The 24,875-nt window shown below is 69.7% G+C and carries 23 protein-coding genes and 1 pseudogene; 10 read left to right on the forward strand and 14 right to left on the reverse strand.

Translation table 11 applies throughout. The features are described 5' to 3' along the window. Window positions 1–119: 119 nt before the first annotated feature. The gene (locus RKD23_RS19140; RefSeq protein ID WP_424854767.1) at window positions 120–1,466 is read right to left on the reverse strand and encodes an MATE family efflux transporter; all 1,347 of its coding nucleotides are present in this window, start codon (window positions 1,464–1,466) and stop codon (window positions 120–122) included. Between the two features lie 452 nt (window positions 1,467–1,918). Between RKD23_RS19140 and dnaB the strand changes: the two genes are divergently transcribed. Both dnaB and RKD23_RS19150 read left to right on the forward strand, forming a co-directional pair. After that, complete coding sequence (dnaB, locus tag RKD23_RS19145) at window positions 1,919–3,388, forward strand: replicative DNA helicase (protein ID WP_424854768.1); 1,470 nt, start codon at window positions 1,919–1,921, stop codon at window positions 3,386–3,388. 58 nt (window positions 3,389–3,446) lie between these two features. Beyond that, window positions 3,447–4,832 (forward strand): serine hydrolase domain-containing protein, encoded by a 1,386-nt coding sequence (locus tag RKD23_RS19150; protein WP_424854769.1) that lies wholly within the window; start codon window positions 3,447–3,449, stop codon window positions 4,830–4,832. 127 nt (window positions 4,833–4,959) lie between these two features. Here RKD23_RS19150 and RKD23_RS19155 read toward each other — a convergent pair whose 3' ends face one another. Continuing rightward, complete coding sequence (locus RKD23_RS19155) at window positions 4,960–5,412, reverse strand: N-acetyltransferase family protein (protein ID WP_424854770.1); 453 nt, start codon at window positions 5,410–5,412, stop codon at window positions 4,960–4,962. Window positions 5,413–5,421: 9 nt separating this feature from the next. Continuing rightward, the gene (locus RKD23_RS19160) at window positions 5,422–5,880 is read right to left on the reverse strand and encodes a MarR family winged helix-turn-helix transcriptional regulator (RefSeq protein WP_424854771.1); all 459 of its coding nucleotides are present in this window, start codon (window positions 5,878–5,880) and stop codon (window positions 5,422–5,424) included. A gap of 136 nt (window positions 5,881–6,016) precedes the next feature. Here RKD23_RS19160 and RKD23_RS19165 point away from each other — a divergent pair, with 136 nt between their 5' ends. Beyond that, the gene (locus tag RKD23_RS19165; protein WP_424854772.1) at window positions 6,017–7,225 is read left to right on the forward strand and encodes an MFS transporter; all 1,209 of its coding nucleotides are present in this window, start codon (window positions 6,017–6,019) and stop codon (window positions 7,223–7,225) included. A 118-nt stretch (window positions 7,226–7,343) separates the two neighbouring features. On the opposite strand, the gene RKD23_RS19170 is transcribed toward RKD23_RS19165, so the two are convergent. Then, entirely contained in the window at window positions 7,344–8,210 is an 867-nt protein-coding gene (locus RKD23_RS19170) for a GNAT family N-acetyltransferase (RefSeq protein ID WP_424854773.1), read from the reverse strand. A 213-nt stretch (window positions 8,211–8,423) separates the two neighbouring features. On the opposite strand from RKD23_RS19170, the gene RKD23_RS19175 reads away from it, so the two are divergent. Continuing rightward, window positions 8,424–9,056, forward strand: coding sequence for an HAD family hydrolase (locus RKD23_RS19175; protein WP_424854774.1), 633 nt, complete (start codon window positions 8,424–8,426; stop codon window positions 9,054–9,056). Between the two features lie 4 nt (window positions 9,057–9,060). Here the strand turns inward: RKD23_RS19175 and RKD23_RS19180 are convergent, their stop codons facing one another. The 5 genes and pseudogenes from RKD23_RS19180 to RKD23_RS19200 all read right to left on the reverse strand — a co-directional run bounded on the left by RKD23_RS19180 (window position 9,061) and on the right by RKD23_RS19200 (window position 12,760). Then, window positions 9,061–9,543, reverse strand: coding sequence for an NUDIX domain-containing protein (locus tag RKD23_RS19180; RefSeq protein WP_424854775.1), 483 nt, complete (start codon window positions 9,541–9,543; stop codon window positions 9,061–9,063). An 85-nt stretch (window positions 9,544–9,628) separates the two neighbouring features. After that, a pseudogene (locus RKD23_RS19185) lies at window positions 9,629–10,529 on the reverse strand (LysR family transcriptional regulator). 225 nt (window positions 10,530–10,754) lie between these two features. Beyond that, entirely contained in the window at window positions 10,755–11,888 is a 1,134-nt protein-coding gene (locus RKD23_RS19190; protein WP_424854776.1) for a cystathionine gamma-lyase, read from the reverse strand. Continuing rightward, window positions 11,885–12,376 (reverse strand): low molecular weight protein-tyrosine-phosphatase, encoded by a 492-nt coding sequence (locus RKD23_RS19195; RefSeq protein WP_424854777.1) that lies wholly within the window; start codon window positions 12,374–12,376, stop codon window positions 11,885–11,887. The genes RKD23_RS19190 and RKD23_RS19195 overlap by 4 nt, the downstream gene beginning before the upstream one ends. 6 nt (window positions 12,377–12,382) lie before the next feature. Continuing rightward, window positions 12,383–12,760: a phage holin family protein gene (locus RKD23_RS19200; protein WP_424854778.1), complete on the reverse strand. Its 378-nt coding sequence runs from the start codon at window positions 12,758–12,760 to the stop codon at window positions 12,383–12,385. A gap of 57 nt (window positions 12,761–12,817) precedes the next feature. Here RKD23_RS19200 and RKD23_RS19205 point away from each other — a divergent pair, with 57 nt between their 5' ends. The 4 genes from RKD23_RS19205 to RKD23_RS19220 all read left to right on the forward strand — a co-directional run bounded on the left by RKD23_RS19205 (window position 12,818) and on the right by RKD23_RS19220 (window position 15,176). Continuing rightward, window positions 12,818–13,135: a cupin domain-containing protein gene (locus RKD23_RS19205; protein WP_404036871.1), complete on the forward strand. Its 318-nt coding sequence runs from the start codon at window positions 12,818–12,820 to the stop codon at window positions 13,133–13,135. Between the two features lie 157 nt (window positions 13,136–13,292). Beyond that, complete coding sequence (locus RKD23_RS19210; RefSeq protein WP_404036868.1) at window positions 13,293–13,505, forward strand: DUF5326 family protein; 213 nt, start codon at window positions 13,293–13,295, stop codon at window positions 13,503–13,505. Window positions 13,506–13,907: 402 nt separating this feature from the next. Next, entirely contained in the window at window positions 13,908–14,642 is a 735-nt protein-coding gene (locus RKD23_RS19215; RefSeq protein ID WP_424858280.1) for an IclR family transcriptional regulator, read from the forward strand. Window positions 14,643–14,738: 96 nt separating this feature from the next. Next, on the forward strand, window positions 14,739–15,176 hold the full coding sequence (locus RKD23_RS19220) for an SsgA family sporulation/cell division regulator (protein ID WP_402493266.1): 438 nt from the start codon (window positions 14,739–14,741) through the stop codon (window positions 15,174–15,176). Between the two features lie 123 nt (window positions 15,177–15,299). Here RKD23_RS19220 and RKD23_RS19225 read toward each other — a convergent pair whose 3' ends face one another. After that, entirely contained in the window at window positions 15,300–16,961 is a 1,662-nt protein-coding gene (locus tag RKD23_RS19225; RefSeq protein ID WP_424854779.1) for a YibE/F family protein, read from the reverse strand. 241 nt (window positions 16,962–17,202) lie between these two features. On the opposite strand from RKD23_RS19225, the gene thiC reads away from it, so the two are divergent. Then, window positions 17,203–19,002, forward strand: coding sequence for a phosphomethylpyrimidine synthase ThiC (gene thiC / locus RKD23_RS19230; protein ID WP_424854780.1), 1,800 nt, complete (start codon window positions 17,203–17,205; stop codon window positions 19,000–19,002). Between the two features lie 100 nt (window positions 19,003–19,102). Here the strand turns inward: thiC and RKD23_RS19235 are convergent, their stop codons facing one another. From RKD23_RS19235 to RKD23_RS19245, 3 genes are all read right to left on the reverse strand, one after another. Beyond that, window positions 19,103–19,969 (reverse strand): hypothetical protein, encoded by an 867-nt coding sequence (locus tag RKD23_RS19235; protein WP_424854781.1) that lies wholly within the window; start codon window positions 19,967–19,969, stop codon window positions 19,103–19,105. A gap of 192 nt (window positions 19,970–20,161) precedes the next feature. After that, the gene (locus RKD23_RS19240) at window positions 20,162–21,262 is read right to left on the reverse strand and encodes a metallophosphoesterase (protein WP_424854782.1); all 1,101 of its coding nucleotides are present in this window, start codon (window positions 21,260–21,262) and stop codon (window positions 20,162–20,164) included. Window positions 21,263–21,457: 195 nt separating this feature from the next. Beyond that, entirely contained in the window at window positions 21,458–22,570 is a 1,113-nt protein-coding gene (locus RKD23_RS19245) for a LacI family DNA-binding transcriptional regulator (RefSeq protein WP_399642949.1), read from the reverse strand. A gap of 527 nt (window positions 22,571–23,097) precedes the next feature. On the opposite strand from RKD23_RS19245, the gene hisC reads away from it, so the two are divergent. Then, on the forward strand, window positions 23,098–24,177 hold the full coding sequence (hisC, locus tag RKD23_RS19250; protein WP_424854783.1) for a histidinol-phosphate transaminase: 1,080 nt from the start codon (window positions 23,098–23,100) through the stop codon (window positions 24,175–24,177). A 99-nt stretch (window positions 24,178–24,276) separates the two neighbouring features. Here hisC and RKD23_RS19255 read toward each other — a convergent pair whose 3' ends face one another. Beyond that, on the reverse strand, window positions 24,277–24,678 hold the full coding sequence (locus RKD23_RS19255) for a cyclophilin-like fold protein (RefSeq protein WP_424854784.1): 402 nt from the start codon (window positions 24,676–24,678) through the stop codon (window positions 24,277–24,279). Window positions 24,679–24,875 lie beyond the last annotated feature (197 nt).

The raw sequence follows: 24,875 nt of genomic DNA on the forward strand, positions 1-24,875 counted from the left end.
CCGCTTGGGTGCGGCTCCTTCTGCGTGTTTCACGTGAAACGTCGGCCCCGGGCTGAGGCGCTCAGCAATGTCGACCCCGGGCCGGGGTGCTCAGTAATGCCGGCCCCGGCCGGCCGTGGTCAGCGTGTCGCGCCCGTGACGAGCCAGCGGCCCGAGCGGGTGCGCAGCCACAGGGTCGCCATCCGCACGGTCATCATCAGGGTCATCGCGGCCCACAGGGCGGTGAGGCCGCCGCCCAGGGCGGGCACGAGCAGGGCGACCGGGGTGAAGACCGCCAGGGTCAGGAGCATGGCCCAGGCGAGATACGGGCCGTCTCCGGCGCCCATGAGCACCCCGTCGAGGGTGAAGACCACTCCGCAGACCGGCTGGGACAAGGCGACGACGATGAGCGCGGGCAGCGCGGTGTCCGTCACGGTGGAGTCGCTGGTGAACAGAGGCAGGAACACCGGCCGGGCCGCGACGACCAGGGCGCCGAGCACCACTCCGACCCCGATGCCCCACTGCACCATGCGACGGCAGGCGTCGCGGGCGCCCTGGGGATCATCGGCGCCGAGGTAGCGGCCGATGATGGCCTGGCCCGCGATGGCGATGGCGTCGAGGGCGAAGGCCAGCAGGCTCCACAGCGACAGGATGATCTGGTGCGCGGCGACCTCGGCGTCTCCCAGTCGGGCCGCGACCGCTGTGGCGATCATCAGGATCGCCCGCAGCGACAGGGTGCGCACGAGCAGCGGCACTCCCGCGTGCGCGGAGGCCTTGATCCCGGTGGCGTCGGGGCGCAGCGATGCTCCGTGCCGCCGCGCTCCGCGGATCACGACCACGAGGTAGGCGACGGCCATGCCCCACTGGGCGATGACCGTGCCCCAGGCGGAGCCGGCGATGCCGAGGTCGGCGCCGTAGACGAGGCCGGCGTTCAGGGCGGCGTTGGCGACGAAGCCCGCGACGGCCACGTAGAGCGGTGTCTTGGTGTCGTGCAGTCCGCGGAGCACTCCGGTGGCGGCGAGCACGACGAGCATGGCGGGGATGCCGAGTGCCGAGATTCGCAGATAGGTGGTCGCGTGGGGAGCGGCTGTCTGGGAGGCGCCGAAGAGGTCGACCAGGGATGCCGCGGTGGGCAGGACGAGGGCGATGACGCCGGCTCCGAGCAGCAGGGCCAGCCAGATGCCGTCCATGCCCTGGCGTATGGCGGCCTGGAGGTCGCCGGCGCCGACCCGGCGGGCGACGGCGGCCGTGGTGGCGTAGGCGAGGAAGACGAAGACGCTGACGGCCGTCGCGAGGAGTGCGGCGGCGATGCCCAGTCCGGCGAGCTGTGCGGTGCCGAGGTGGCCCACGATGGCGCTGTCGGCCATGAGGAAGAGGGGCTCGGCGACGAGCGCGCCGAAGGCCGGGACGGCCAGCGCGAGGATCTCGCGGTCGTGCTGTCGTCGGGTGGCCCTGGGGGTCGTGGGAGCCTGCGTCATGACTGTCAATGTAATCGTCCACAGGTAAGAGATGCAAAGCATTTGCGCCCCTTACTTGTCGTCACTGTGAGTGTGCTTCCCCACAGGTTCGGAACTGATCTTGGCCCGACTGGGGAAGTTTTTCTTCTGCACAGCCGGTGGACGGGAAAGCCGCAGGTCAGGGCCGTGGCCGCAGAGACTGTGGGGGCTTGTTCACAGGGCTGTCCACCGGGTCGTGCACAGGTTTCGCGGAGTTCTCCACAGCATCTGGGCCGTCGTCCACATGGCCTGTGGATAACCAGATTGGCTGACGGTGCCCGGGGGCCTACCGTGGTCCGGCGCCCGCTCCGTCCGTCGGTCGTGAAAACGACACAAAAACGACGCGCTAGAAACGGAGTTGGGCTTCTCGTTTTGTCAGTGCCGTGCCGTAGAAAAGAGAGGCACGGCGAGGTCCGCTCGGCGGACGGGAGGAGGTGGCTCGGTTGAGCATTTCCGAGCCCTTGGACGACCCGTGGGCCGACAGCGGGCCGGGTGACCGTCTGCCCGCCTCCCGTAGGCGCAGCGACGGCGGCCGAGGCCGCGAGGAGCAGCACGACCGCGATGAGTGGGAGGGCGGCGGAGGCCCGGCCTTCGAGCGGGTGCCGCCGCAGGATCTGAACGCCGAGCAGTCCGTGCTCGGCGGCATGCTGCTGTCCAAGGACGCCATCGCCGACGTCGTCGAGATCCTCAAGGGCCACGACTTCTACAAGCCGGCCCACGAGACGATCTACCAGGCGATCCTCGACGTCTACGCCAAGGGCGAGCCTGCCGACCCCATCACGATCGCCGCCGAGCTCACCAAACGTGGCGAGATCAACAAGGTCGGCGGCGCATCGTATCTGCACACCCTCGTCCAGACGGTCCCGACGGCCGCGAACGCCGAGTACTACGCCGAGATCGTCCATGAGCGGGCGGTGCTGCGCCGCCTGGTCGAAGCGGGCACCCGCATCACCCAGATGGGATATGCGGCCGACGACGACGTCGACGAGATCGTCAACCGCGCCCAGGCGGAGATCTACGCCGTCACCGAGCAGCGGACCAGCGAGGACTATCTGCCGCTCGGCGACATCATGGAGGGCGCCCTCGACGAGATCGAGGCCATCGGCTCGCGCAGCGGCGAGATGACCGGTGTCCCCACCGGCTTCACCGACCTCGACTCGCTCACCAACGGCCTGCACCCCGGCCAGATGATCGTCATCGCCGCGCGTCCCGCCATGGGTAAGTCCACGCTCGCGCTGGACTTCGCCCGCGCCGCGTCGATCAAGCACAACCTGCCGAGCGTCATCTTCTCCCTCGAAATGGGCCGCAACGAGATCGCGATGCGTCTGCTGTCCGCCGAGGCCCGTGTCGCCCTGCACCACATGCGGTCGGGCACGATGACGGACGAGGACTGGACGCGGCTGGCCCGCCGGATGCCCGAGGTGTCCTCGGCGCCGCTCTACATCGACGACTCCCCGAACCTGTCGATGATGGAGATCCGCGCCAAGTGCCGCCGGCTGAAGCAGCGCAACGACATCAAGCTCGTGATCATCGACTACCTCCAGCTGATGCAGTCCGGCGGCTCCAAGCGCTCCGAGAGCCGTCAGCAGGAGGTCTCGGACATGTCCCGTAACCTCAAGCTGCTGGCCAAGGAGCTCGAGGTCCCGGTGATCGCCCTGTCGCAGCTCAACCGTGGTCCCGAGCAGCGCACGGACAAGAAGCCGATGGTGTCCGACCTGCGTGAGTCCGGCTCCATCGAGCAGGACGCCGACATGGTGATCCTGCTGCACCGCGAGGACGCGTACGAGAAGGAGTCACCGCGCGCCGGCGAGGCCGACATCATCGTCGGCAAGCACCGTAACGGCCCCACGGCCACCATCACGGTGGCCTTCCAGGGCCACTACTCCCGCTTCGTGGACATGGCCCAGACCTGATCCACGCCCTCGGTGAAATGGGCTCGACGTCGGCCGTCTCGGCGGGTGGACTGGGCGCATGACACCAGCTCAGGAAGACCTTCTGCCCGCCACGCGCCGGGCGCTGCTGCATCGCGTCGCCGTAGCCCAGGCCGAAGGGCGGACCCCCTCGCTCGTGGCGGCCGTCGTCCGGGGTGGGCAGGCCGTGTGGCACGGGTCGCGGACGTCGGTCGACGGCCATGGCCCGGACGCGAACGTGCAGTACCGGATCGGCTCGATCACCAAGACCTTCACCGCGGTGCTCGTCCTGCGGCTGCGCGACGAGGGGATGCTCGACCTCGGTGACCCGCTGGAGAAGCATCTGCCGGGTACCGGCGCCGGAGAGGTGACGATCCGCGAACTGCTCGCGCACACCAGCGGACTGGCCGCGGAGTCCCCGGCGCCGTGGTGGGAGCGCACCCCGGGCTCGCTGCGCCCCGAGCTTTCGGACGTGCTGGGAGAGCGACCCGTCCTGCACCCGGCGGGTTCGCGGTTCCACTACTCCAACCCCGGCTATACGTTGCTCGGTGCGCTCGTCGAGAAGCTGCGCGGGGCGCCCTGGGAGGACGTGCTGCGCAGCGAGGTGCTCGAACCCCTCGGTCTGGAGCGCACCAGCGGACAGCCGCAGGCACCGCATGCGGGCGGCTGGGCGGTTCACCCCTGGGCCGATGTGATGATGCCGGAACCTCTGGAGGACCTCGGCCGGATGGCCCCGGCCGGGCAGCTCTGGTCCACCAGCGGTGACCTGGCCCGCTTCGCGGCCTTCCTGGCCCGGGGCGACGAGCGGGTGCTGAGCGCGGAGAGCCTTCGGGAGATGCGGACTCCCGCGGCCCCTGCCGAGGCCGCCGATCTCGCGGACGGGGCCGCATACGGTCTCGGTCTGCAGCTCCAGCACCGGGACGGCCGGCTGCTCGTCGGCCACTCGGGATCACTGCCGGGCTTTCTGGCCAACCTCACGATCAGCGTGGCGGACGACGTGGCCGCGGTGGTCCTCACCAACTGCACCTCGGGTCCGCAGATTTCGGCGCTGGGCGCCGATCTCGTCCGTATCGTCGCCGAGGCCGAACCCCGCATCCCCGAGCCCTGGAAGCCCCTGCCTGAGGCCCACGAGGCTCCGCTGGAGCTGGCCGGGCCGTGGTACTGGGGGACCAGCGCCTTCGGGCTGCGGCTGACGGCCGACGGACTGCTCTGGCTGGGGCCGCTGTCCGGTACGGGCCGCCGCTCGCGGTTCCGGGCGAACGGCGACGGCACCTGGACCGGTCTGGAGGGCTACTTCGCGGGCGAGATCCTGCGAGCAGTACGCCGGCCTGACGGCTCGCTGAGCCATCTCGATCTCGGCTCGTTCGTGTTCACTCGTAAGCCGTACGACGAGACCGCCGATGTGCCCGGCGGGGTGGACCCGGACGGCTGGCGGGGGATCGGCTAGCGGACCGGCGCGGAGCGAGGGGCTGTGTTTCACGTGAAACCGGGGCGGGCCGTTTCACGTGAAACCGGGGGCGGCCTGTTTCACGTGAAACATCGCCGCCCCGAGCTCCTCGACGGTGCTGAGAACCTCAGAGTGAGAGCTTGAAGCCCACGTGGGAGGCGGCGAAGCCCAGTCGCTCGTAGAAGCGGTGGGCGTCGGTCCGGGTCACGTCCGAGGTCAGTTGGACCAGTTGGCACCGCTGGCGCCGGGACTCCTCGATCGCCCACTCGATGAGCCGGGTGCCGAGCCCGCTGCCGCGCTCGTCGGCGTGGACCCGGACAGCCTCGATGATCGACCGGGTGGAGCCGCGTCGGGAGAGCCCGGGGATGACCGTCAGTTGCAGCGTGCCGACGACTGCGCTCTCCCGCACGGCCACCACTAGATGCTGGTTCGGGTCGGCCGCGAGCCGCTCGTACGCGGTCAGATAGGGCGTCAGGTCGTCGGGTGACTCCCGCTGGGCCCCCAGCGGGTCGTCCGCGAGCATCGCGACGATCGCCGGGATGTCCTCGGCTGTGGCCCGACGTATCTCAAGATCTTCCATGCCTGCAGCCTAGGCGGGCACCTTCAGCGACTCCACGACCCGTACGAGAGGGGCGAGTTCGGGGTTCTTGGCCGCCTCGTCGAGGGCTTCCCGCAGCGCGCTGTCGTTGGTCGGGCGCGCCTCCTCGAGCAGCTCCAGGCCGGCCTGGGTGACGTTGGTGTAGATGCCGCGTCGGTCGGTGGGGCACAGATAGCGCTCGAGCAGTCCGCGGTCCTCCAACCGGGTGACCAGGCGCGTGGTGGCGCTCTGGCTGAGGACGACCGCGTCGGCGACCTGCTTCATCTGCAGATGGCCGCCCTCGCCGTCGTGCTGGCGGCTGAGGACGTCCAGCAGGGAGTACTCCCGCACGCTCAGGTCGTGCCCGGCCTGCAGGGCGCGCTCGATGTGCGCCTCGATCCTTCCGTGCAGCAGGGAGAGGGCGCACCAGCCCTGGGACAGGGCGGTGAGCGCGGGGTCCGTCGCTGTCATGGGTGTTCCTCCTCCAGAGCGGCTGCTTCCAGAGTAGAGCAAAGACGCAATAGCCCGCTCTTGCAATTATCAGGCGTCTGCAACTATTGTGGTGACACGTAAAGCGCACCTGCAAACGTCTGGGAAGGTCTACCCCATGCCTCTCGCGCTTCTGGCCCTCGCGATCGGGGCCTTCGGAATCGGCACGACGGAGTTCGTGATCATGGGCTTGCTGCCCGAGGTCGCGAGCGACTTCGGGGTCTCCATCCCCACCGCCGGCTTCCTCGTGACCGGCTACGCGTTGGGCGTGATGTTCGGCGCTCCGCTGATGACGGTCCTCGGCACCAAGATCCCGCGCAAGCGGATGCTGATGGTCCTGATGGGCCTGTTCATCGCAGGCAATCTGCTCTCCGCCCTGGCCCCGGCCTTCTCCCTGATGCTGGCCGGTCGCGTGGTCGCCTCGCTCGCCCATGGAGCCTTCTTCGGCATCGGCGCGGTCGTGGCCGCCGAACTGGTCGCGCCGGACAAGAAGGCCGGTGCCATCGCGATGATGTTCACCGGTCTGACCGTCGCCAACGTCGTCGGCGTCCCGCTCGGCACTCTCGTCGGACAGTCCGTCGGCTGGCGCGTCACCTTCGCTCTCGTCGCCGCGCTCGGTGTGGTCGGCCTCGTCGGCATCGCCCGGCTCGTCCCCGACATGCCCAAGCCGGAAGGGGTCCGGCTGCGTCACGAGCTGGCCGCGTTCAAGAACGTCCAGGTGCTGCTCGCCATGGCGATGACCGTCCTCGGCTTCGGCGGCGTCTTCGCGGCGATCACCTACATCGCGCCGATGATGACCCACGTCACCGGCTTCGCCGACGGCTCGGTGACCTGGCTGCTGGTCCTCTTCGGGCTCGGCATGGTCGGCGGCAACCTCGTCGGCGGCAAGTTCGCCGACCGGGCGCTGATGCCCATGCTGTACGTCTCCCTGGGAGCCCTCGCCGTCGTCCTCGCACTGTTCACCTTCACCGCGCACGACAAGATCCTTTCGGCCGTCACGATCACCCTGATCGGCGCCCTGGGCTTCGCCACCGTGCCGCCCCTGCAGAAGCGCGTCCTGGACCAGGCGCACGGCGCCCCCACGCTGGCCTCGGCCGTGAACATCGGCGCCTTCAACCTGGGCAACGCCCTGTCCGCCTGGCTCGGCGGTCTGGTCATCGCGGCCGGCCTCGGCTACACCGCCCCGAACTGGGTCGGCGCCGTCCTCGCCGCCTCGGCGCTGGTCCTCGCCGTCCTCTCCGCCGCCCTGGAGCGCCGGAGCGGCAACCGCAGCACCGTGGTCGCCGGCTCCGCTGCCGAGAAGGAGCGGGTCGCCGTACACGGCTGACCCCGCAGAAAGACACGTGAGCGCCGGTCCCCGCGAAGGGACCGGCGCTCAGTCGTACGTCAGCTCAGTCGGCGAGCGCTGGTCTTCTCCGAGCCCGGCGCTCAGGGCGTGCCCGAGGTCAGCCCGCCGCCACCGTCAGCGGAGCGAACCGGCGGCTCCAGTCACCGGGCAGCTCCCCGATGCCGTAGGTCATGACAGCGTTGAAGGCGACCGACTGCAGGCCGCGCTCCTTGGCCCAGCCGATCAGCTCGCTGTGCCGTACGTCGATGTCGGTGCGCAGCGGCCGGTCGGTGCGCCCGGCGAGCGAGGCGATGAGAGCCTTTGCCGTCTCGGTGTCACGGGCGATCAGCGGACCCACCACATGGGTGTCCATGTTGGGCCAGGCGGCGGCGTAGCCGATGATCCGGCCGTCCTCCTCGGCGACATGGAGCAGGTCGGCGAAGGCCGGCAGCCGGGTGATCATGTGCGTGCGGTCGGTCCCGAAGGCCGGCTCGTCGAGCCGCAGGAGCGAGGTGACGTCCTCTGCGGCGGCCGCGCGGGTCGAGATGCCGGTGCCCGTGCCCTCGGGAGAGAAGCGGCCGCGCAGCATCTCCGCCTGCCCGACGACCTTGAACCCGAGCTCCTCGTACAGCGGAAGGCCGTTGGGGGTGGCGTGCAGGGTCAGGGGGGTGGTGCCCATGGCCGCGACGACATGCCGCATCAGCCGGCGTCCCACGCCCTGCCGGGCGTACCGCTCCGCGACCAGGACCATGCCGATGGCCGCCAGATCGGGGCGGTCCTGAGGGCCGTACTCGGTGACGACGCAGGCGCTCACCAGCCCGCCGTCGGGGTCGTCGATGCCGTACCCCCTCCCGGCCGTGAGGAGAAGGCCCCACTTGTGCTCCTCGCGCGGCCACCCCCTGTTCTCGGACAAGTCGGCGCAGGCGGTGAGATCGCGGAGCGTCAGGCGGCGGATGGGCAGAGCGGAGAGGGAAGGTGTCGGCACGCAGGTCAGGCTGTCCGACGGGGACCCCCGGCGTCCACCTGTTTGGGCCGAGACGTAGGCCCTTTTGGCCACGCTGTGGCGCACTGCACGGCGGGGCGGCGGATATGCGGTGTTTCACGTGAAACAACGGCGAACGCCCGGCAACCGGCCGCTGCCTCCCAGGGAGCGGACGTCCCGGCACATCGATCACCGCCCCCATTAGCCTCAGGGCCCATGGCACGACTTCATCTCTTCGATCTGGACGGCACTCTGCTCCATGGCACGAGTGCGCCCCGGGAGATCTCGCGGCAGCTCGGCCTGGAGGCCGAGACGGTCGCCCTGGACCGCGCGATCTCCACGGGGCTCATCGAGCCACCGGAGTTCGCGGTGCGCGTGCATGCCCTGTGGGCGAATCTGACCGAAGATCATGTGGCCGCGGCTTTCGAAGGCGCGCCGTGGCTGGCCCGCATCCGTGAGGTGTGGGCCGAGATCAGGAGCCGGGGCGAGTACTGTGCCGTCGTCTCGCTGTCGCCGTCGTTCTTCGTGGAGCGGCTCACCGGCTGGGGCGCCCACGCGGCCTACGGCTCCCGGTTCCCCGCTGTGCCGTTCACCGAGCCGGTGGACCCGGCCGGGGTGCTGAGCGCGGCGGCCAAGGTGGTGATAGCCGACCGGCTGTGCGCGGAGTTCGGTGTGAGCCGGTCCGCGTGCGTGGCGTACGGAGACTCGCTGTCGGACAAGGACCTGTTCGCCGTGGTGCCGACCTCCGTCGCGGTCAACGCGGACGACCACCTCGCGGGCCTCGCCACCCACGCGTACGCGGGCAGGGATCTGTGGGACGCCTACGAACTGGTCCGGCACTCCAGCTAGCGGCTCAGCCCAGATCGGGCGCATGCATCGCCCGCACTCCCTCGATGTTGCCGTCCAGGTAGTGGCGCAGCGACAGCGGTACGAGGTGGACGGAGGCGATGCCGACGCGGGTGAAGGGCACTCGGACGATCTCGTACTCACCCATGGGTTCGTCGATCTCGGGACCATGGCGCAGCGCCGGGTCCATCGACTCGAGGCGGCAGACGAAGAAGTGCTGCACCTTCACACCGGTCGCGCCGCCGTCCTCGCCGATGTGCTCGACGGTGTCGACGAAGCAGGGCACGACATCGGTGATCTTGGCGCCGAGTTCCTCGTGCACCTCGCGGTGCAGGGCGTCGACGACGGTCGGGTCCTCGGGCTCCACGCCGCCGCCGGGGGTGAGCCAGTAGGGATCCATGCCGGGCTTGGTGCGCTTGATGAGGATCAGGTCGTCGCCGTCCAGGAGGACTGCACGGGCGGTGCGCTTGACCACGGGTCGGACGGTCATGGGAGAAATGTGGCCCCGCTTGTTCCACGTGAAACATCGCGAACCGTCACCAACTCAGCTCATGGGGTGACGTGCCGGGTCGCCCTCAGGACCAGTCCGCCGCCGCGTGCAGCAGCCACTCGTGCGCCCGGGCGATGTGGGGCATCGCCAGCGTTCCGGTGCGGACGACCAGGAAGTAGGTCCGCAGCGGCGGAACGGCGGGCTCGTGCAGGGCGACGACGTCCCCCTGCTCCAGGGCGGCCGCGCACAGATAGCGAGGCAGCACCGCGAGTCCTGCGCCCGCGATCGCGCAGGTGAGCACCGCGCGAAGGTCCGGGACGACGACCGTGCCGGAGGCCGCGGGACGGCAGTCGAAGACGGAGGCCCAGTAGCGCGAGACGAAGGGCAGCGACTCATGCACCTCCACGACCGGGAGGTTCTCCAGGGCGGAGGCATCCTTGTCGCTCAAGGCCCCGGGGCCGATCCACTCCGCCCAGCGCGGGGCGGCCACCAGCACATGCTCCTCGTCACACAGCGCAGTCGCCGTGAGCAGGGCGCCGCGCGGCTGGGCCGTACTGATGGCCAGATCGTGATGCCCGGCGGCCAGGCCCTCCATGATGTCGTCGGCGTTCCCGAAGGAGACGCGCAGGGCGAATCCCTGGCCGTCGTCACCGGTCCACCAGCGCGGGCAGTGCGCGCTCGGCGATGAACTCGGGCGGCCCCGCCAGATGCAGGGTCCTGAGCGAGGACTCGTCGTCGATCCCGCTCTCCGCGATCTCCACCAGGGCGTCGAGGTGCGGCGCGGCCTTGTGGGCGAGTTCGTCGCCGATGGTCGTCGGCGTCACCCCACGGGCCTGCCGCAGGAACAGCGGGCGGCCCAGTTGCCGCTCCAGCGTACGGATCTGGGAGGTCACGGCCGGCTGGGACAGTCCGAGCAGAGCGGCGGCGCGGGTGAAGGAACCGGCCCGGTGCACGGTCACGAACGTGCGCAGCAAGGCCAGATCCATGGCACGCCCTCCCTTTCGCTGCCCTCCCGCGGCTCGGGAAGGGACCAACTATAAATTTGTCGATAGGGCTCTGTCGCTACCGTGATTGGACACTGACACAGAGTCAACTAGCCTTGTCCGAGCGGTTCTTCGTGCGCGGAACCGAGGACGGTCCGAGCCACGAGGGGGGAGGCTCGGACCGTCCGATCGACGTAGTGGATCCCGTGCGGCTGTCTGCGCAGCCGACTACTTCGCCGACTCCGCCAGCGCCCGCAGTACATCCGCCACCAGATCCTCGGCGTCCTCCGCGCCCACCGACAGCCGGACGAAGCCCTCCGGCACCGCGTCGCCTCCCCAGCGCCCACGCCGCTCGGCGGTGGACCGTACGCCACCGAAGCTCGTCGCGTCGTCCACGAGCCGCAGCGCCTGAAGAAAACGCTCGGCACGCGCACGCGTGGGCAGGGTGAACGACACCACGCATCCATAGCGGCGCATCTGCCGCGCGGCGATCTCGTGCGAAGGGTCGCCGGGCAGCCCCGGATAGCGCACGCCCAGATCCTCGGGCCAATCGCGCAGCGCCTCCGCGACCGCGAGAGCGGTGGCACTCTGCCGGTCCACGCGCAGCTGCAGCGTGGCGAGAGAACGGTGCGCGAGCCACGCCTCCATCGGCCCCGGAATCGCTCCGACGATCTTCCGCCAGCGCCGTACGGCCGTCATCGCCTCGCCCGCGCGGCCGACCACATAGCCGAGGAGGACGTCCCCGTGCCCGGTCAGCTGCTTGGTTCCGCTGGCCACCGAGAAGTCCGCGCCCAGCTCCAGCGGACGCTGCCCGAGCGGAGTGGCGAGGGTGTTGTCCACCGCCACCAGCGCGCCACGCGCGTGTGCCGCCTCCACGAGCCGGCGCACATCGCACACGTCCAGCCCCGGATTGGACGGCGTCTCCAGCCACAGCAGGCGTGCGCCGTCCAGGACGCCGAGCTGGGCGTCCCCGCCGGTCGGCGCGGTGCGCACCTCGATGCCGTACGCCTCCAGTTGGGCACGCACCAGCGGCAGCGCCTGATAGCCGTCGCTGGGCAGCACGACCGCGTCCCCGGCGCGCAGCTGCGAGAAGAGCACCGCGGAGACGGCCGCCATCCCGGAGGCGAACACGAGCGTCTCGACGCCGTCGCGCCCGGGCGCCTCCAGCTCGCCGACGGCCCGCTCCAGAAGGGTCCAGGTCGGGTTCTCGTCACGCCCGTAGGTGTACGGCCCCGTCGGCTCGCCCGGCAGATGGAAGTGCGCGGCGAACACCGGCCCCGGCAGGGTCGGCTCGTGCTTGACCGGCTCCGGGAGCCCGGCCCGCACCGCGCGCGTGCCCTCGCCCTGCCCCGGACCGGTCATGCAGCCCGTCCTTCCAGTCGCTCACGCACCGCGTGGAGCAGGCCGGTGCTCGCCGACTCCACCATCTCCAGACACTCCTCGAAGCCGTCCATGCCGCCGTAGTACGGGTCGGGTACGTCGAGGTCGCCGTCGGCGGTGGGGTCGTACGACCGCAGCAGCCGTACCTTCGCCGCGTCCTGCTCCGTCGGGGCCAGGCGGCGCAGGGCTTTGAGATGGCCGGAGTCGAGGGCGATCACGAGGTCGAGCCGGGAGAACCAGGAGGCCTGGAACTGCCGGGCGACATGGTCGCCGTCGTAGCCGTGTTCCTCCAGGACGGCCACCGTGCGCGGGTCGGCGGGGTCGCCCTCGTGCCAGCCGCCCGTGCCGGCGCTGTCGACCTCCACCTCGCTGTCCAGCCCGGCCTCCGCGACCCGCGCGCGGAAGACGGACTCGGCCATCGGGGAGCGGCAGATGTTGCCGGTGCAGACGAAACAGACGCGGTACGTCATGGCCGCTCAGTCCTTGTCGGGCAGGACGACGTTCAGCGCCCAGGAGACGATCGAGATGATCAGGCCGCCCACGACAGCGGTCCAGAAGCCCTCGACGTGGAAGCTCAGGTCCAGCTTGTCGGCCAGCCACGACGTCAGCAGCAGCATCAGCGCGTTCACCACCAGGGTGAACAGGCCGAGCGTCAGGATCAGCAGCGGCAGGCTCAGCAGCTTCACCACCGGCTTGACCAGGAAGTTCACCAGGCCGAAGAGCAGTGCCACGAGCAGCAGCGTGCCGACCTTCTTGCCGGTGCTGCCCTCGGTCAGGGTGATCTTGTCGAGCAGCCACACGGCGACCGCGAGGGCGCCGGCGTTGGCGAGTGTCTTGACTAGGAAATTCATCATGTGTCTGATCGTGGCAGACCAGATCCGCTACGAGCAGGGGCGCGAGGCAACAACGCGATGAAGGCATTCCGGCTGGACGAACTGGAGGCGGAGCGCGCCGCCAACGACGGCGCCTACCTGCAGTTCCTGCGGGAGCGGAACATGTCGGTCGGTCTGTACGCGCTCGCTGCGGGAGAGCACGACCCGCAGCAGCCGCACAACCAGGACGAGGTGTACTTCGTCGTCAGCGGCCACGCGTCGATCACCGTGGGCCTGGAGACCACCCAGGTGGCCCGCGGCAGCGTCGTCTACGTCCCGGCCGGAGTGCCGCACAAGTTTCACCACATCAGCGAGGACCTGCGGGTTCTCGTGGTGTTCTCTCCGCCCGAGAGCTGAGGCCGGACCCCTGGATTCCCTAGGGGACCGGTCAGGGGAGGACAAGGGGTGCGAGACCCCCGCCGGGCCCCTTCCTCGCCCTAGCATCGAAGCAGGACATCGGAAGATCCCGAGGGGCGGCAAGAGCCCGGAGGGACGGGAGAGAAGGACGAGGGCGATGCGAGAGATCTTCGCGGGACTGCCGTGGTGGGTGAAGTGGGTCGCGGTGCCGATCATCGCCCTGGTGGTGTTCGGCGGGCTGATAGCCGCGGTCGCCAAGTTCGTCGTCGCTCTGCTGTTCAAGCTGCTGATCTTCGTGGCCCTGGTGGGTGGACTCATCTACGTCGTACGGAAGTTCACCGCGGGCTCCTCCTCCCGCGGCGACTGGTGACCGTACGAGGAGCCGGTGGACGGCAAGGCCGGTGAACGGCAAGGCCGGTGGGCGGCAAGGCCGGTGAACGGCAAGGCCGGTGGGCGGCAATAGGAACCACCGGTTCCCTCGGGCGAGGGAAGTTTTGCGGGCAGGCCGTCCGCAGGCGGTGACGGGCCGTTAGAGTCCGGAACTCGACGCGGGGAATCCCCCGCGAACGGCGTACACCCCCGTACACCCCTCCCGTGTCCCCCCGCACGGGCAGCACCCTCGCGCTTCGGGAGTGACCCCTTGGCCACGGCTGACACCACCGCCCCCGCTTCCCCCCACGCACCCCCCGACCCCGCCCGGATCCTCACCAGGCCCCCGGAACAGCCGGTCCCGGCGGGAGCACGGCCTCCGCACCCGGCCACCACCACCCTCATCGGCTCCGTCCAGCGAGCGATGCGCCTGCTGGAATGCGCCGCCGGACACCAGCACGGAGCCCCCGCCAAACAGCTCGCCAGAGAGACCGGCCTGGCGCTGCCGACCGCCTACCACCTGCTGCGCACCCTGGTGCACGAGGGCTATCTGCGCCGGGACAAGGGCCTCTTCTTTCTGGGTGAGGCAGCCGAGCGGCTGAGCAGCAGCGGAGCACAGCAGAAACGTCGCAGCACGGTGGTCGAGGCTCTCGCGCAATGGCGCGATTCGATCGGTGTGCCGGTGTACTACGCCCAGTACCGCGACGGCGAGATCAACGTCGTCTGTGTTTCCGACACCCCGGGCAACCCCGCCGTGGAGGAGTGGGCCGACTTCCGCGAGACCGGGCATGCGCACGCCATCGGCCAGTGTCTGCTGTCCCAGCTGGACCATGAGGCCCGCCGAGACCACCTGGAGCGCTATCCGGTGCAGGCCGTCACCCCGTACAGCGTGCGGGACGCGGATGCCATGCTGCGCCGGCTCGACCGGATGGAACGGATGGCTCCGGTGATCGAGCGTCAGGAGTACGCGCTGGGCACCGTCTGTGCCGCCATTCCGATCACTGTGGGTAGCAGCGCAGCCACGATGGCCATCTCCCTGCCGCTCCAGCACGAGGCCCGTCTGCACTCCGCAGCCCGGCAATTGCAGGGTGAAGTCGAGCGTCTGCTGGGGTCGCTGGCGATCTCTATCAGTATCTGAAAACTCACTCCTTGTGATCTGGTGTGCACGTTGAGCAAGATGCCACCACGATCAGGGTTCATTCCCGGCCAGTCCACGGCAAAGACGGGGTAGGCGATGCGCGAGTCGGTGCAGGCAGAGGTCATGATGAGCTTTCTCGTCTCTGAGGAGCTCTCGTTCCGGATCCCGGTCGAGCTGCGCTACGAGACCTGTGATCCCTACGCCATTCGGCTGACTTTCCATCTGCCGGGGGATGCCCCGGTGACATGGGCGTTCGGGCGCGAGCTGCTCATCGACGGCGTCGGCCGGCCGAGCGGCGAGGGCGACGTGCGGGTCGCGCCCGTCGAGCCCGAGTCCCTGGGTGAGGTGCTGATCCGACTTCAGGTCGGCAGCGACCAGGCATTGTTCCGCTCCTCGACGGCACCGCTGGTGGCGTTCCTCGACCGCACCGACAAGTTGGTGCCGCTCGGTCAGGAGACCTCGCTCGCGGACTTCGACACGCATCTCGACGAGGCTCTGGACCGCATCCTGGCCGAGGAGCAGAGCGCGGGGTGAGGCGGGGACGTCCACTGAGGTGGCGTAACGCTTCATCAGAGACCGTGCGCGCATGACACTCACCTCGCCTTCAGCGACATGGCGCTTGCAGGCACATGGCCTGGCAAACACGGGCGGCAGCCCTCAGCGCTTGCGGCGGCGGCCCCTGCCGGTCCGGGCCGCCGCGGCGGGAGTCGGGCTTGCCTCCGAGGGGGACAGGGCCGGACGGTCGGCGGAGACCATCAGCGCGGCCAGGGCGGTCGTGACCGGCACCGAGGCCACCAGGCCGATGGAGCCCACCAGGGTACGGACGATCTCCTCCGCCACCAGCTCGCTGTTGGCGACCGCTCCCACACTGCTCTGCGCGATCGAGAACAGCAGCAGCAGCGGCAGGGCCGCGCCCGCGTAGGCGAGGACGAGGGTGTTGACGACCGACGCGATGTGGTCGCGGCCGATACGGATGCCGGCGCGGTACAGGCCGCGCCAGCCCATCGTCGGATTGGCCTCGTGCAGCTCCCAGACCGCCGACGTCTGGGTGACCGTCACATCGTCCAGCACACCGAGCGAGCCGATGATGATGCCCGCCAGCAGCAGACCGCTCATGTCGATCGACGGATACAGGCCGTGGATGAGGCCGGTGTTGTCGTCCGTGTTGCCGGTGAGCGCCGCCCAGTCGATGAACCACGAGCCGAGCACGCCGATCAGCAGCAGCGAGATCAGCGTGCCGAGCACAGCCACCGAGGTCCGCGCGGACAGTCCGTGGCACAGATACAGCGCGATCAGCATGATGGCGCTCGCCCCGACCACCGCCACGACCAGCGGGTTCGAGCCCTGTAGCACCGCGGGCAGGATGAAGAAGTTGAGCACCAGGAAGCTGATGGCCAGCGCCACCAGCGCCATCACGCCGCGCATCCGGCCGACGAGGACGACGGCGATCGCGAAGATCCCGGCGAGTACGCCCAACGGCAGCCGCCGGTTCACATCGGCGACGGAGTACTGCAGGTCTTTCGGGGCGGAGGGCTCGTAGGCGACCACGACCTCCTGGCCCTCGTGCAACTGCCGCGACTGGTCGGGCTGCACGATCTCGGTGAACGTACGCCCGCTGTCCTTGCCCGAGTCGACCCTGATCGTCGCTCGCTTGCAGCTGCCGTTCTCCTGCTGCTGCGCGGAGGAGCCCTCCGCCGTGGAGGTGTCGCCGGTCGGGGGGACGCCGGAGGCGTTGACCGACTTGCAGTCCACCCGCTCGACCTTGGTGACGGTCGCCTGTTCCGTCTGCCGGTCGAAACCGACACCCGTGCGCTCGTGTTGCGGCGCACCGCCGGGCCACAGCACGGCCAGGCCCACCACCACCGCGGCCGCGAACGGGACGAGGATCGCCGCGATCACCTTGCGCAGATGCTTGGAGACGGGCGCGGCAGGCCCATGACTGTGACTGTGCCCGTGCGAGTGCCCCCCGCCGGCGCCGTGGCCCCCACCGGAACCGTGGCTGCTGCCGGAACCGTGACCACCCCCAGCACCGTGACCACCCCCAGCACCGTGGCCGCCGCCGGCCCCAGGGCCCTCGCCGTTTCCACGGCCGTGACCCGAGCCGTGGCCACCATCGGGCCCGCGGCCCTGCCCGGTCCCGTAGCCCCCTCGGGCCCCTTGCCCGGCTCCGGTGCTGCTGTCGTACCCCGTTCCGTCGGTGGGGTACCCGCCCCCGGGCCCGGCTCTGTGGCCGCCCTCGTAGCTGTCGCCGTGCCCCCCGATGGGTTCGTCACGGCGCGGTTCGGGCGGCGGAAACGGGGGCTGCTGTGTCGTGGTCACCGACCGATCATCGCAAGAACGGCAGGGGCCCCCTGTTCACCGCGCCCGAAGTGACGCTAGCGTGGAGTCACCTTTGTACACGCGGGAGCTCGGAGCACCGGGCTGAGAGGGCGCTGACCTTCGTCTTCGCGATGTTTCACGTGGAACACGTGGTGTTCCACACGAAACACCGGGAGACGGCGAACGCTGCGTCGACCGCCGAACCTGTTACCGGGTAATGCCGGCGTAGGGAGTAGGTCTCATGACCAGCAAGGACGTACGCACGCCTGCCTCCGCGCAGCCGCAGACCTCTGTGGTCTCCGACAGCGACGACGTCAGGAAGTCCATCGGATGGCACAAGGGGTATGTCGAGGGCTCACGCCCCGATCTGCGCGTGCCAGTTCGTCAGGTGCACCTCACCAACGGCCAGTCGGTCACGTTGTACGACACGTCAGGCCCTTACACCGATCCAGCCGTCGATACGGACGTCCGCAGGGGCCTGGCGCCGCTGCGGGAGAACTGGATCATCGCCCGCGGCGACACCGAGGAGTACGCGGGCCGCCCGGTCCGCCCCGAGGACGACGGCCTCAAGCACACTTCGCCGCGCGGCGGTCTGCGCAACCTCGACGCGGTCTTCCCGGGCCGCCCCCGGCTGCCGCGCCGGGGCCGTGACGGGCAGGCCGTCACCCAGCTCGCGTACGCGCGCCGGGGCGAGATCACGCCCGAGATGGAGTACGTGGCCATCAGGGAGAACGTTTCCCCCGAGGTGGTGCGCGAGGAGATCGCGGCGGGTCGGGCCGTGCTGCCGGCGAACATCAATCACCCGGAGATCGAGCCGATGATCATCGGCAAGCGGTTCCTGGTGAAGGTCAACGCCAACATCGGCAACTCGGCGGTGACGTCCTCCATCGAGGAGGAGGTCGAGAAGATGACCTGGGCGACCCGCTGGGGCGCCGACACGGTCATGGACCTGTCCACCGGCCGCAACATCCACACCACCCGCGAGTGGGTGCTGCGCAACTCCCCCGTGCCCATCGGCACCGTGCCGCTGTACCAGGCGCTGGAGAAGGTCGACGGCAGGGCCGAGGAGCTGACCTGGGAGATCTACAAGGACACGGTCATCGAGCAGGCCGAGCAGGGCGTGGACTACATGACCGTCCACGCGGGCGTCCGGCTGCCGTATGTGCCGCTGACCGCCAACCGCAAGACGGGCATCGTCTCGCGCGGCGGCTCGATCATGGCCGCGTGGTGCCTGGCGCACCACAAGGAGAGCTTCCTCTACGAGAACTTCGAGGAACTCTGCGAGATCCTCGCCGCGTACGACATCACGTACTCGCTCGGCGACGGCCTGCGCCCGGGCTCGATCGCGGACGCCAACGACGAGGCGCAGTTCGCGGAGTTGAGGACGCTCGGGGAACTCAACCAGATCGCCAAGCGTTTCAATGTACAGACGATGATCGAGGGCCCCGGGCACGTCCCGATGCACAAGATCAAGGAGAACATCGACCTTCAGCAGGAGATCTGTGATGAAGCTCCATTCTATACGCTCGGCCCGCTGACCACGGACGTCGCGCCCGCGTACGACCACATCACCTCCGGCATCGGTGCCGCGATGATCGCCTGGTGGGGCACGGCCATGCTGTGCTACGTCACGCCCAAGGAGCACCTGGGCCTGCCCAACCGCGACGACGTCAAGACCGGCGTCATCACCTACAAGATCGCCGCGCACGCCGCCGACCTCGCCAAGGGGCACCCGGGGGCGCAGGAGTGGGACGACGCGCTGTCCGACGCCCGGTTCGAGTTCCGCTGGGAGGACCAGTTCAACCTGGCCCTCGACCCGGACACGGCACGGGAGTTCCACGACGAGACCCTCCCGGCCGAGCCCGCCAAGACGGCTCACTTCTGCTCCATGTGCGGGCCGAAGTTCTGCTCGATGAAGATCTCCCAGGACATCCGCCGTGAGCACGGCGGCACCAAGGTGGAGATCGAGGAGGGCATGGCCCAGAAGTCGAAGGAGTTCGCGGAGGCCGGCAACCGGGTGTACCTGCCGCTCGCGGACTGAGACCGACAGTTGGGCGGCCCGCCGCAGGGTGCGGGTCCGCCGAAGCCGTCGGTGGCCCGATGTGCGGCTTGCGCTCCCCGCGTGGGGGCGCAAGCCGGGGTCAGTCCGGCTGGTGCTCGGGACCTCCGAAGTCGGGGCTGCTGAAGTCCGGGCTGCTGTAGCTCGGGCGAGGGCTCCTGGAAGGTCCCTCCCCGGGGCTGGTGAAGCCCGGGCGGTCGTAGCCGAGGTGAGGCATGCGACTGGCGGGTGCCGGCGAGGTCGTGCGGGGCAACGGGACAGGGCTGGACGCGGTGAGCGCGTCGCGCAGGAACGGCACGATGCCGCGCTCCAGCAGGGCCTCCCGCCAGGCCTGCCTGGCCTGGTCCAGTTCCCCGCCCGGATCGTCGTAGGAAGTGGGGGCCGGGGTGGGCCTGTTGCGCAGGGCGGTGAGCAGCAGTCCGACGGCGGCGACCAGGATCGCGACGGCGGTCAGGGCGCCGAACACCCACCCGGTCGTGAGCAAGGTGTCGGCGAACGACCGATCCGGATCGAGCATCTTCAGGAGGTAACCGACGAGCAGGAAGATCGCCGCGGCGGTTCCGGCCAGGACCGGGGCGAGGACGGCGACGACCGCGACGGCCCCCGCGCCGGCGGTCTCGGTGACCTCCCCCATGACCGAGGCGAGTCCCACCGCGCCCGAACCGGGCTCGGCGGAGCCGGACTCGCGCAGGGACGACGAGGTGGACGGTGCGGGCCGGCGCAGTTCATCCCGGACCTTCACGTAGTGCTGGTACTCGGTCGCCGCGGCCGCGGTGATGAGTGCGGTGGCGCCCAGCGCCATGGTGCGCAGTTGTTCGGGGTTGAGCCGCTGTCCCACAGCGGCCAGTTCAGGACGGTGCGGGGCGGAGCGCAGCGCCTCATCGAGGATCCGCTCGTATTCCTGGCGGTCCTCGCTCAGCAGGTGCTGCGGAACGCTGTTCATGTGCATCCCCGATGCTCCGTAGGGCTTGGGGCTCGCATGCTGACGAGCCGTCGGGCAGAAACGGAGGGGAGCCTGCTACGGATAAGGCGATGGTAGAGCGGTGACGGCACACGGTGACAGGGGGTTTGCAGAAATTGGCCCCTGGCCCGCGCAGTCACTTTCCGGGCCTGCGACGGGGTACGCCTGCCCGGTGAAGGTTCAGTTATCCAGCGGGAGTTGCTGCACCAGCAGCTTTCCGGCCATGGTCACGCCGCCGTCCATGGCGATGGCGAGGCCGTCGGCGTAGACGTGCGGTCCCTCGACCACGGGGCCGGAGCGGTCCTCGCCGTCCTCGGAGCCGACCTCGCCGAGGAGGTAGGGGATGGGGCTGTGGCCGTGGACGATGCGGCTGCCGCCGAAGACGTCGAGCAGTGAGCGCACATGGTCGGCGCCGCCCTCGTCGCGGAAGGAGAAGCGCTTGGTGAACTTGCGGAACAGATCCCAGACCTCGTCCGCGTCGTTGCGGGTGAGGGTCTCGCGGATGGTGTCGTTGACTTCCTCGATGGAGCCGCCGTAGTCCAGATAGGCGGTGGTGTCGGAGTGCACCAGCAGATGGCCGTCGACCTGCTCGAGGGCGTCGAGGCGGGACATCCACTGCAGGTGGTGGTCCTGGAGGCGGTCCATGTCGGTCTTCTGGCCGCCGTTGAGCAGCCAGGCCGCCTGGAAGGTGGCGGTGCCCGCGCCGGAGTTGACGGGGGTGTCGCCGAACCGTTTGGCGCCGATGAGCAGCAGCTCGTGGTTGCCCATCAGGGCCTTGCAGTAGCCGCCGGCCGCGGCGGCCTCGGCGGACAGCCGCATCACGAGGTCGATGACGCCGATGCCGTCCGGACCGCGGTCGGTGAAGTCGCCGAGGAACCACAGCCGGGCGGTGCCCGCGCACCACTGACCGGCGGTGTCGATCAGGCCCTTCTCCTGAAGGGCGGCGATCAGCTGGTCGAGGTAGCCGTGCACGTCGCCGACCACGAACAGCGGGCCGGGGCCTGCCGTGGGCTGGGGGGCGGGCGCGGGGGCCGGGTCGACGGTGACCTGCAAGGTGTCACCCCGATTGATGACAGGCAGATCGCGCTGCGTGGGGGTGTACCCCTCCGGGTAGTCGGCCGGCTCCGGGGTGGGGGCGGCCGGTTCGCCGGGGTGGCTGCCCTGGGCGGGGTACGGGCCGGTCTCGTGGACGTACGCGGGCACCCGGAAGTCGCGCAACGTCGCCGTCCGCTCCACCTCGGGTCCCTGACCGGCCCCCTGAGTCATCGACCCCTCCACCATCGCGCCGCATCTGCACCGATCGGACTGCCTGGTCGCAGCGGCCCGTGATGCCGTGGGCCCATCATAGGAATGCGGATCGTGCCATGTGATGACCCAGGGGTGGTGAAAAGGAGCGGAACTCCGGTTCACCGTGGCTTTCGCCCCGATTGCGCCGGGCTTCGCCCGGGCCGTTGCCCGGTCCCGCGCTGGCCCGCGCTATCCCTCCTCGGGGGAGCGCGGGGGGCTGACGGTCCGCCGCGGCGGGCGCCGCTGCGAGGAAGTGCGCACGATCAGCTCCGTCGGTATCACCTGCTCGACGGGATGGTCCGACTCGACCCCCTCGATGGCGTCGATGAGGAGCTGGACCACGGCCGTGCCGATGCGGCGCGGTTTGAGGGACAGGGTGGTGATGGGCGGCTCGGTGTTGGCGTACACGGTGGACTCGCTGCAGCACACCAGCAGCAGGTCCTCGGGCACGCGCAGCCCGTAGCGGCGGGCGGCGGCGAGCAGGTCGGTGCCGTTGGGGTCGAACAGTCCGTAGACGGCGTCCGGGCGGTCGGGCCGGGCGAGCAGCCGGTCGGCGGCGACGGCGCCGGCACAGGGGTCGTGTGCCGGGTAGGCCTCGTAGACCGGGTCCTGGCCGACGCGTTCGCACCAGCGCAGATAGGCCGTGGTCGACAGGTGGGTGTAGGTGTCGGTGGTCGTGCCGGTCAGCAGGCCGATACGGCGGGCGCCGGCGTCGGCCAGGTGGTCGAGGATGCCGAGGACGGCGGCCTCGTGGTCGTTGTCGACCCAGGCGGTGACGGGGAGCGAGCCGGCGGGGCGGCCGTCGGAGACGACCGGTAAACCCTGCCGGACGAGCTCGCTGACCACCGGGTCCTGGTCGGAGGGGTCGATGACGACCGTGCCGTCCAGGGCGACGTTGGACCACACGTCGTGGCGGGAGGTCGCGGGGAGGATGACGAGGGCGTAGCCGCGGGCGAGCGCGGCGGAGGTGGCGGCACGTGCCATCTCCGCGAAGTACGCGAACTCGGTGAAGGTGAAAGGTTCATCCCCGTACGTCGTCACGGTCAGGCCGATGAGTCCCGACTTGCCGGTACGGAGGGTTCGGGCGGCGGCCGAGGGGCGATATCCCAGCCGGTCGGCGACCTCGCGGACGTGGCGGCGGGTGGCGTCCGGGAGCCGGCCCTTGCCGTTGAGGGCGTCGGAGACGGTTGTGATGGAGACTCCGGCGGCGGCGGCCACGTCTCTGATGCCCGCCCGTCCCGGCCGGCTGCCTCGCCGTGAGGTTTCCGCGCGGCTCACCTGGTGCTTCCCTGCTGCTGTCATGGCGTGCCGATAGTAGGGCTCTTGCGGTGGGGTAGTGCGGACGCATATGCACCCGTTGACAGGCACGTTTCTGCAAGGCGGCGAGGGGTGAAATGCCTTTGAAAGCAAGGGAGTTGGTGGACTCTGCTGTAGTACGTGGCTTGTCGGCGCGCACCCGCCTGCCAAGTGCCCGATGTCTCGAAGAGGTCTCAACTCACCTTCACGAGGGACGCGCGCCACGGCGCAAGCCACCGGCGCATAGATATATGTATGGTGCGCCCCCGATTCATGGCTCTTCGTGCGGTGATGCCCCTGATGTCGGTGGGGCTCCTGTGGCGCTTCGTCTCCGCTCCGTCTCCGGTGAGACTCCGGTCAGGCTCCGCTCCGACTCAGCTCAGGCTCAATGCCGACTCGGGGCCGCTCGCTGCCGACTCCGGCCCATGAGGTGTGCCCGGACCCATACGCAGCGAGGCCGAATCCTCTTAAGGTGAGAAGCATTGGAAGCCGGCGGTGCTGACGGTCCGCCGGTGATCGCGAGGAGGACTGCGGTGAGCGAGACGAGCCCGAAGCTGCGCGCCGAGCTGGAGGGTATCCCCACCTACAAGCCGGGCAAGCCTGCCGCGGCCGGGGGGCCGGTGGCGTACAAGCTGTCCTCCAACGAGAACCCCTATCCCCCGCTCCCGGGCGTCATGGAGAGCGTCACCGCGGCGGCCGCCTCCTTCAACCGCTACCCGGACATGGCCTGCACGGGCCTGATGGCGGAGCTGGCCGAGCGCTTCGGTGTGCCGGTCTCGCACGTGGCCACCGGCACCGGCTCGGTCGGTGTCGCCCAGCAGCTGCTCCAGGCCACCTCCGGCCCCGGCGACGAGGTCATCTACGCCTGGCGGTCCTTCGAGGCGTACCCGATCATCACCCAGATCAGCGGCGCGACCTCGGTGAAGGTGCCGCTGACGCCCGGCGATGTGCACGACCTGGACGCCATGGCCGACGCCATCACGGACAAGACCCGGCTGATCTTCGTCTGCAACCCCAACAACCCGACCGGCACGGCCGTACGCCGGGCCGAGCTGGAGCGCTTCCTGGACCGGGTGCCCGGCGATGTGCTGGTCGTGCTGGACGAGGCCTACCGCGAGTTCGTCCGGGACGCGGAGGTGCCCGACGGCGTGGAGCTGTACCGCGACCGGCCGAACGTCTGCGTCCTGCGGACCTTCTCCAAGGCGTACGGCCTCGCCGGACTGCGCGTCGGGTTCGCGATCGCGCACGAGCCGGTCGCCGCGGCGCTGCGCAAGACGGCCGTCCCGTTCGGAGTCAGCCAGCTCGCGCAGGACGCGGCGGTGGCCTCGCTGCAGGCGGAGGACGAACTGCTCGGCCGGGTCGGCTCGCTGGTGTGCGAGCGCACGCGTGTGGTCGACACGCTGCGCGCCCAGGGCTGGACGGTGCCCGACACCCAGGCCAACTTCGTGTGGCTGCGGCTGGGGGAGCGTACGACGGCGTTCGCGGCCGCCTGTGAGCAGGCGGGGGTCGTGGTGCGGCCGTTCCCCGGCGAGGGTGTGCGGGTCACGGTCGGCGAGACGGAGGCGAACGACATCCTCCTGAAGACGGCGGAGGGCTTCCGCAAGGAGGTCTAGTCGGTCCTGTCGAAGGAGATTCCGGTCGGTCCTGGTCGGAGGATTTACGGTCAGTCCTGGTCGGAGACGTCCTGGGTCGTTCCAGGCAATGCGTTCCGGTCAGTCCTGGGCGTTGATCACTTCGACCCGGATCGGGTCGCCGGCTCGCACCGTCGCCAGCAGGCGGGGGTCGCCGTCGAGGCGGCCGAGGACGTTGCACGGGCTCGCGAGGCGACATTCGTCACCTCGCGAGATCGGCGTGGGGCCGTAGGGGAGTGCGAGGGCGTCGCCGTCTGTCCAGAAGGCGACCGTGCCGGGCTCGACGACCTGTCGGGCGTCTGTTTCACGTGAAACCGACACGCTTGTGTCGAAGTAGACCTCCTCGCCCCACGTCTGGGCGGTGGAGGTGAAGGGGAGCGCCTTGACCAGGGCCTGTGTGGTCGGGGTGCTGTCCAGGGTCGCGGTGAGATGACCCGCGGGCCAGGAGATCCGTATACGGGTCGGTGAGTGCTGCGTCTGCATGGCGCGCAATTCAACAAGACGTTGAAGTCTCTGCCAAGGGGTTGACGCGAAGGCCAAGGAGGGACCCCCCTTCCCGGGCCGAAAATCAGTGCGTCATAATTGCTTGTGAATGTGAACGCGTTCACAAGCGTGTCCCGGTTGCTCCGTGTTGTGTGCGACAAAAGGGGCGAACCGCCGCTGTATCCACGGCGAGTAAG

This window comes from Streptomyces sp. SAI-170 (assembly GCF_049739565.1).
GTDB lineage: Bacteria > Actinomycetota > Actinomycetes > Streptomycetales > Streptomycetaceae > Streptomyces.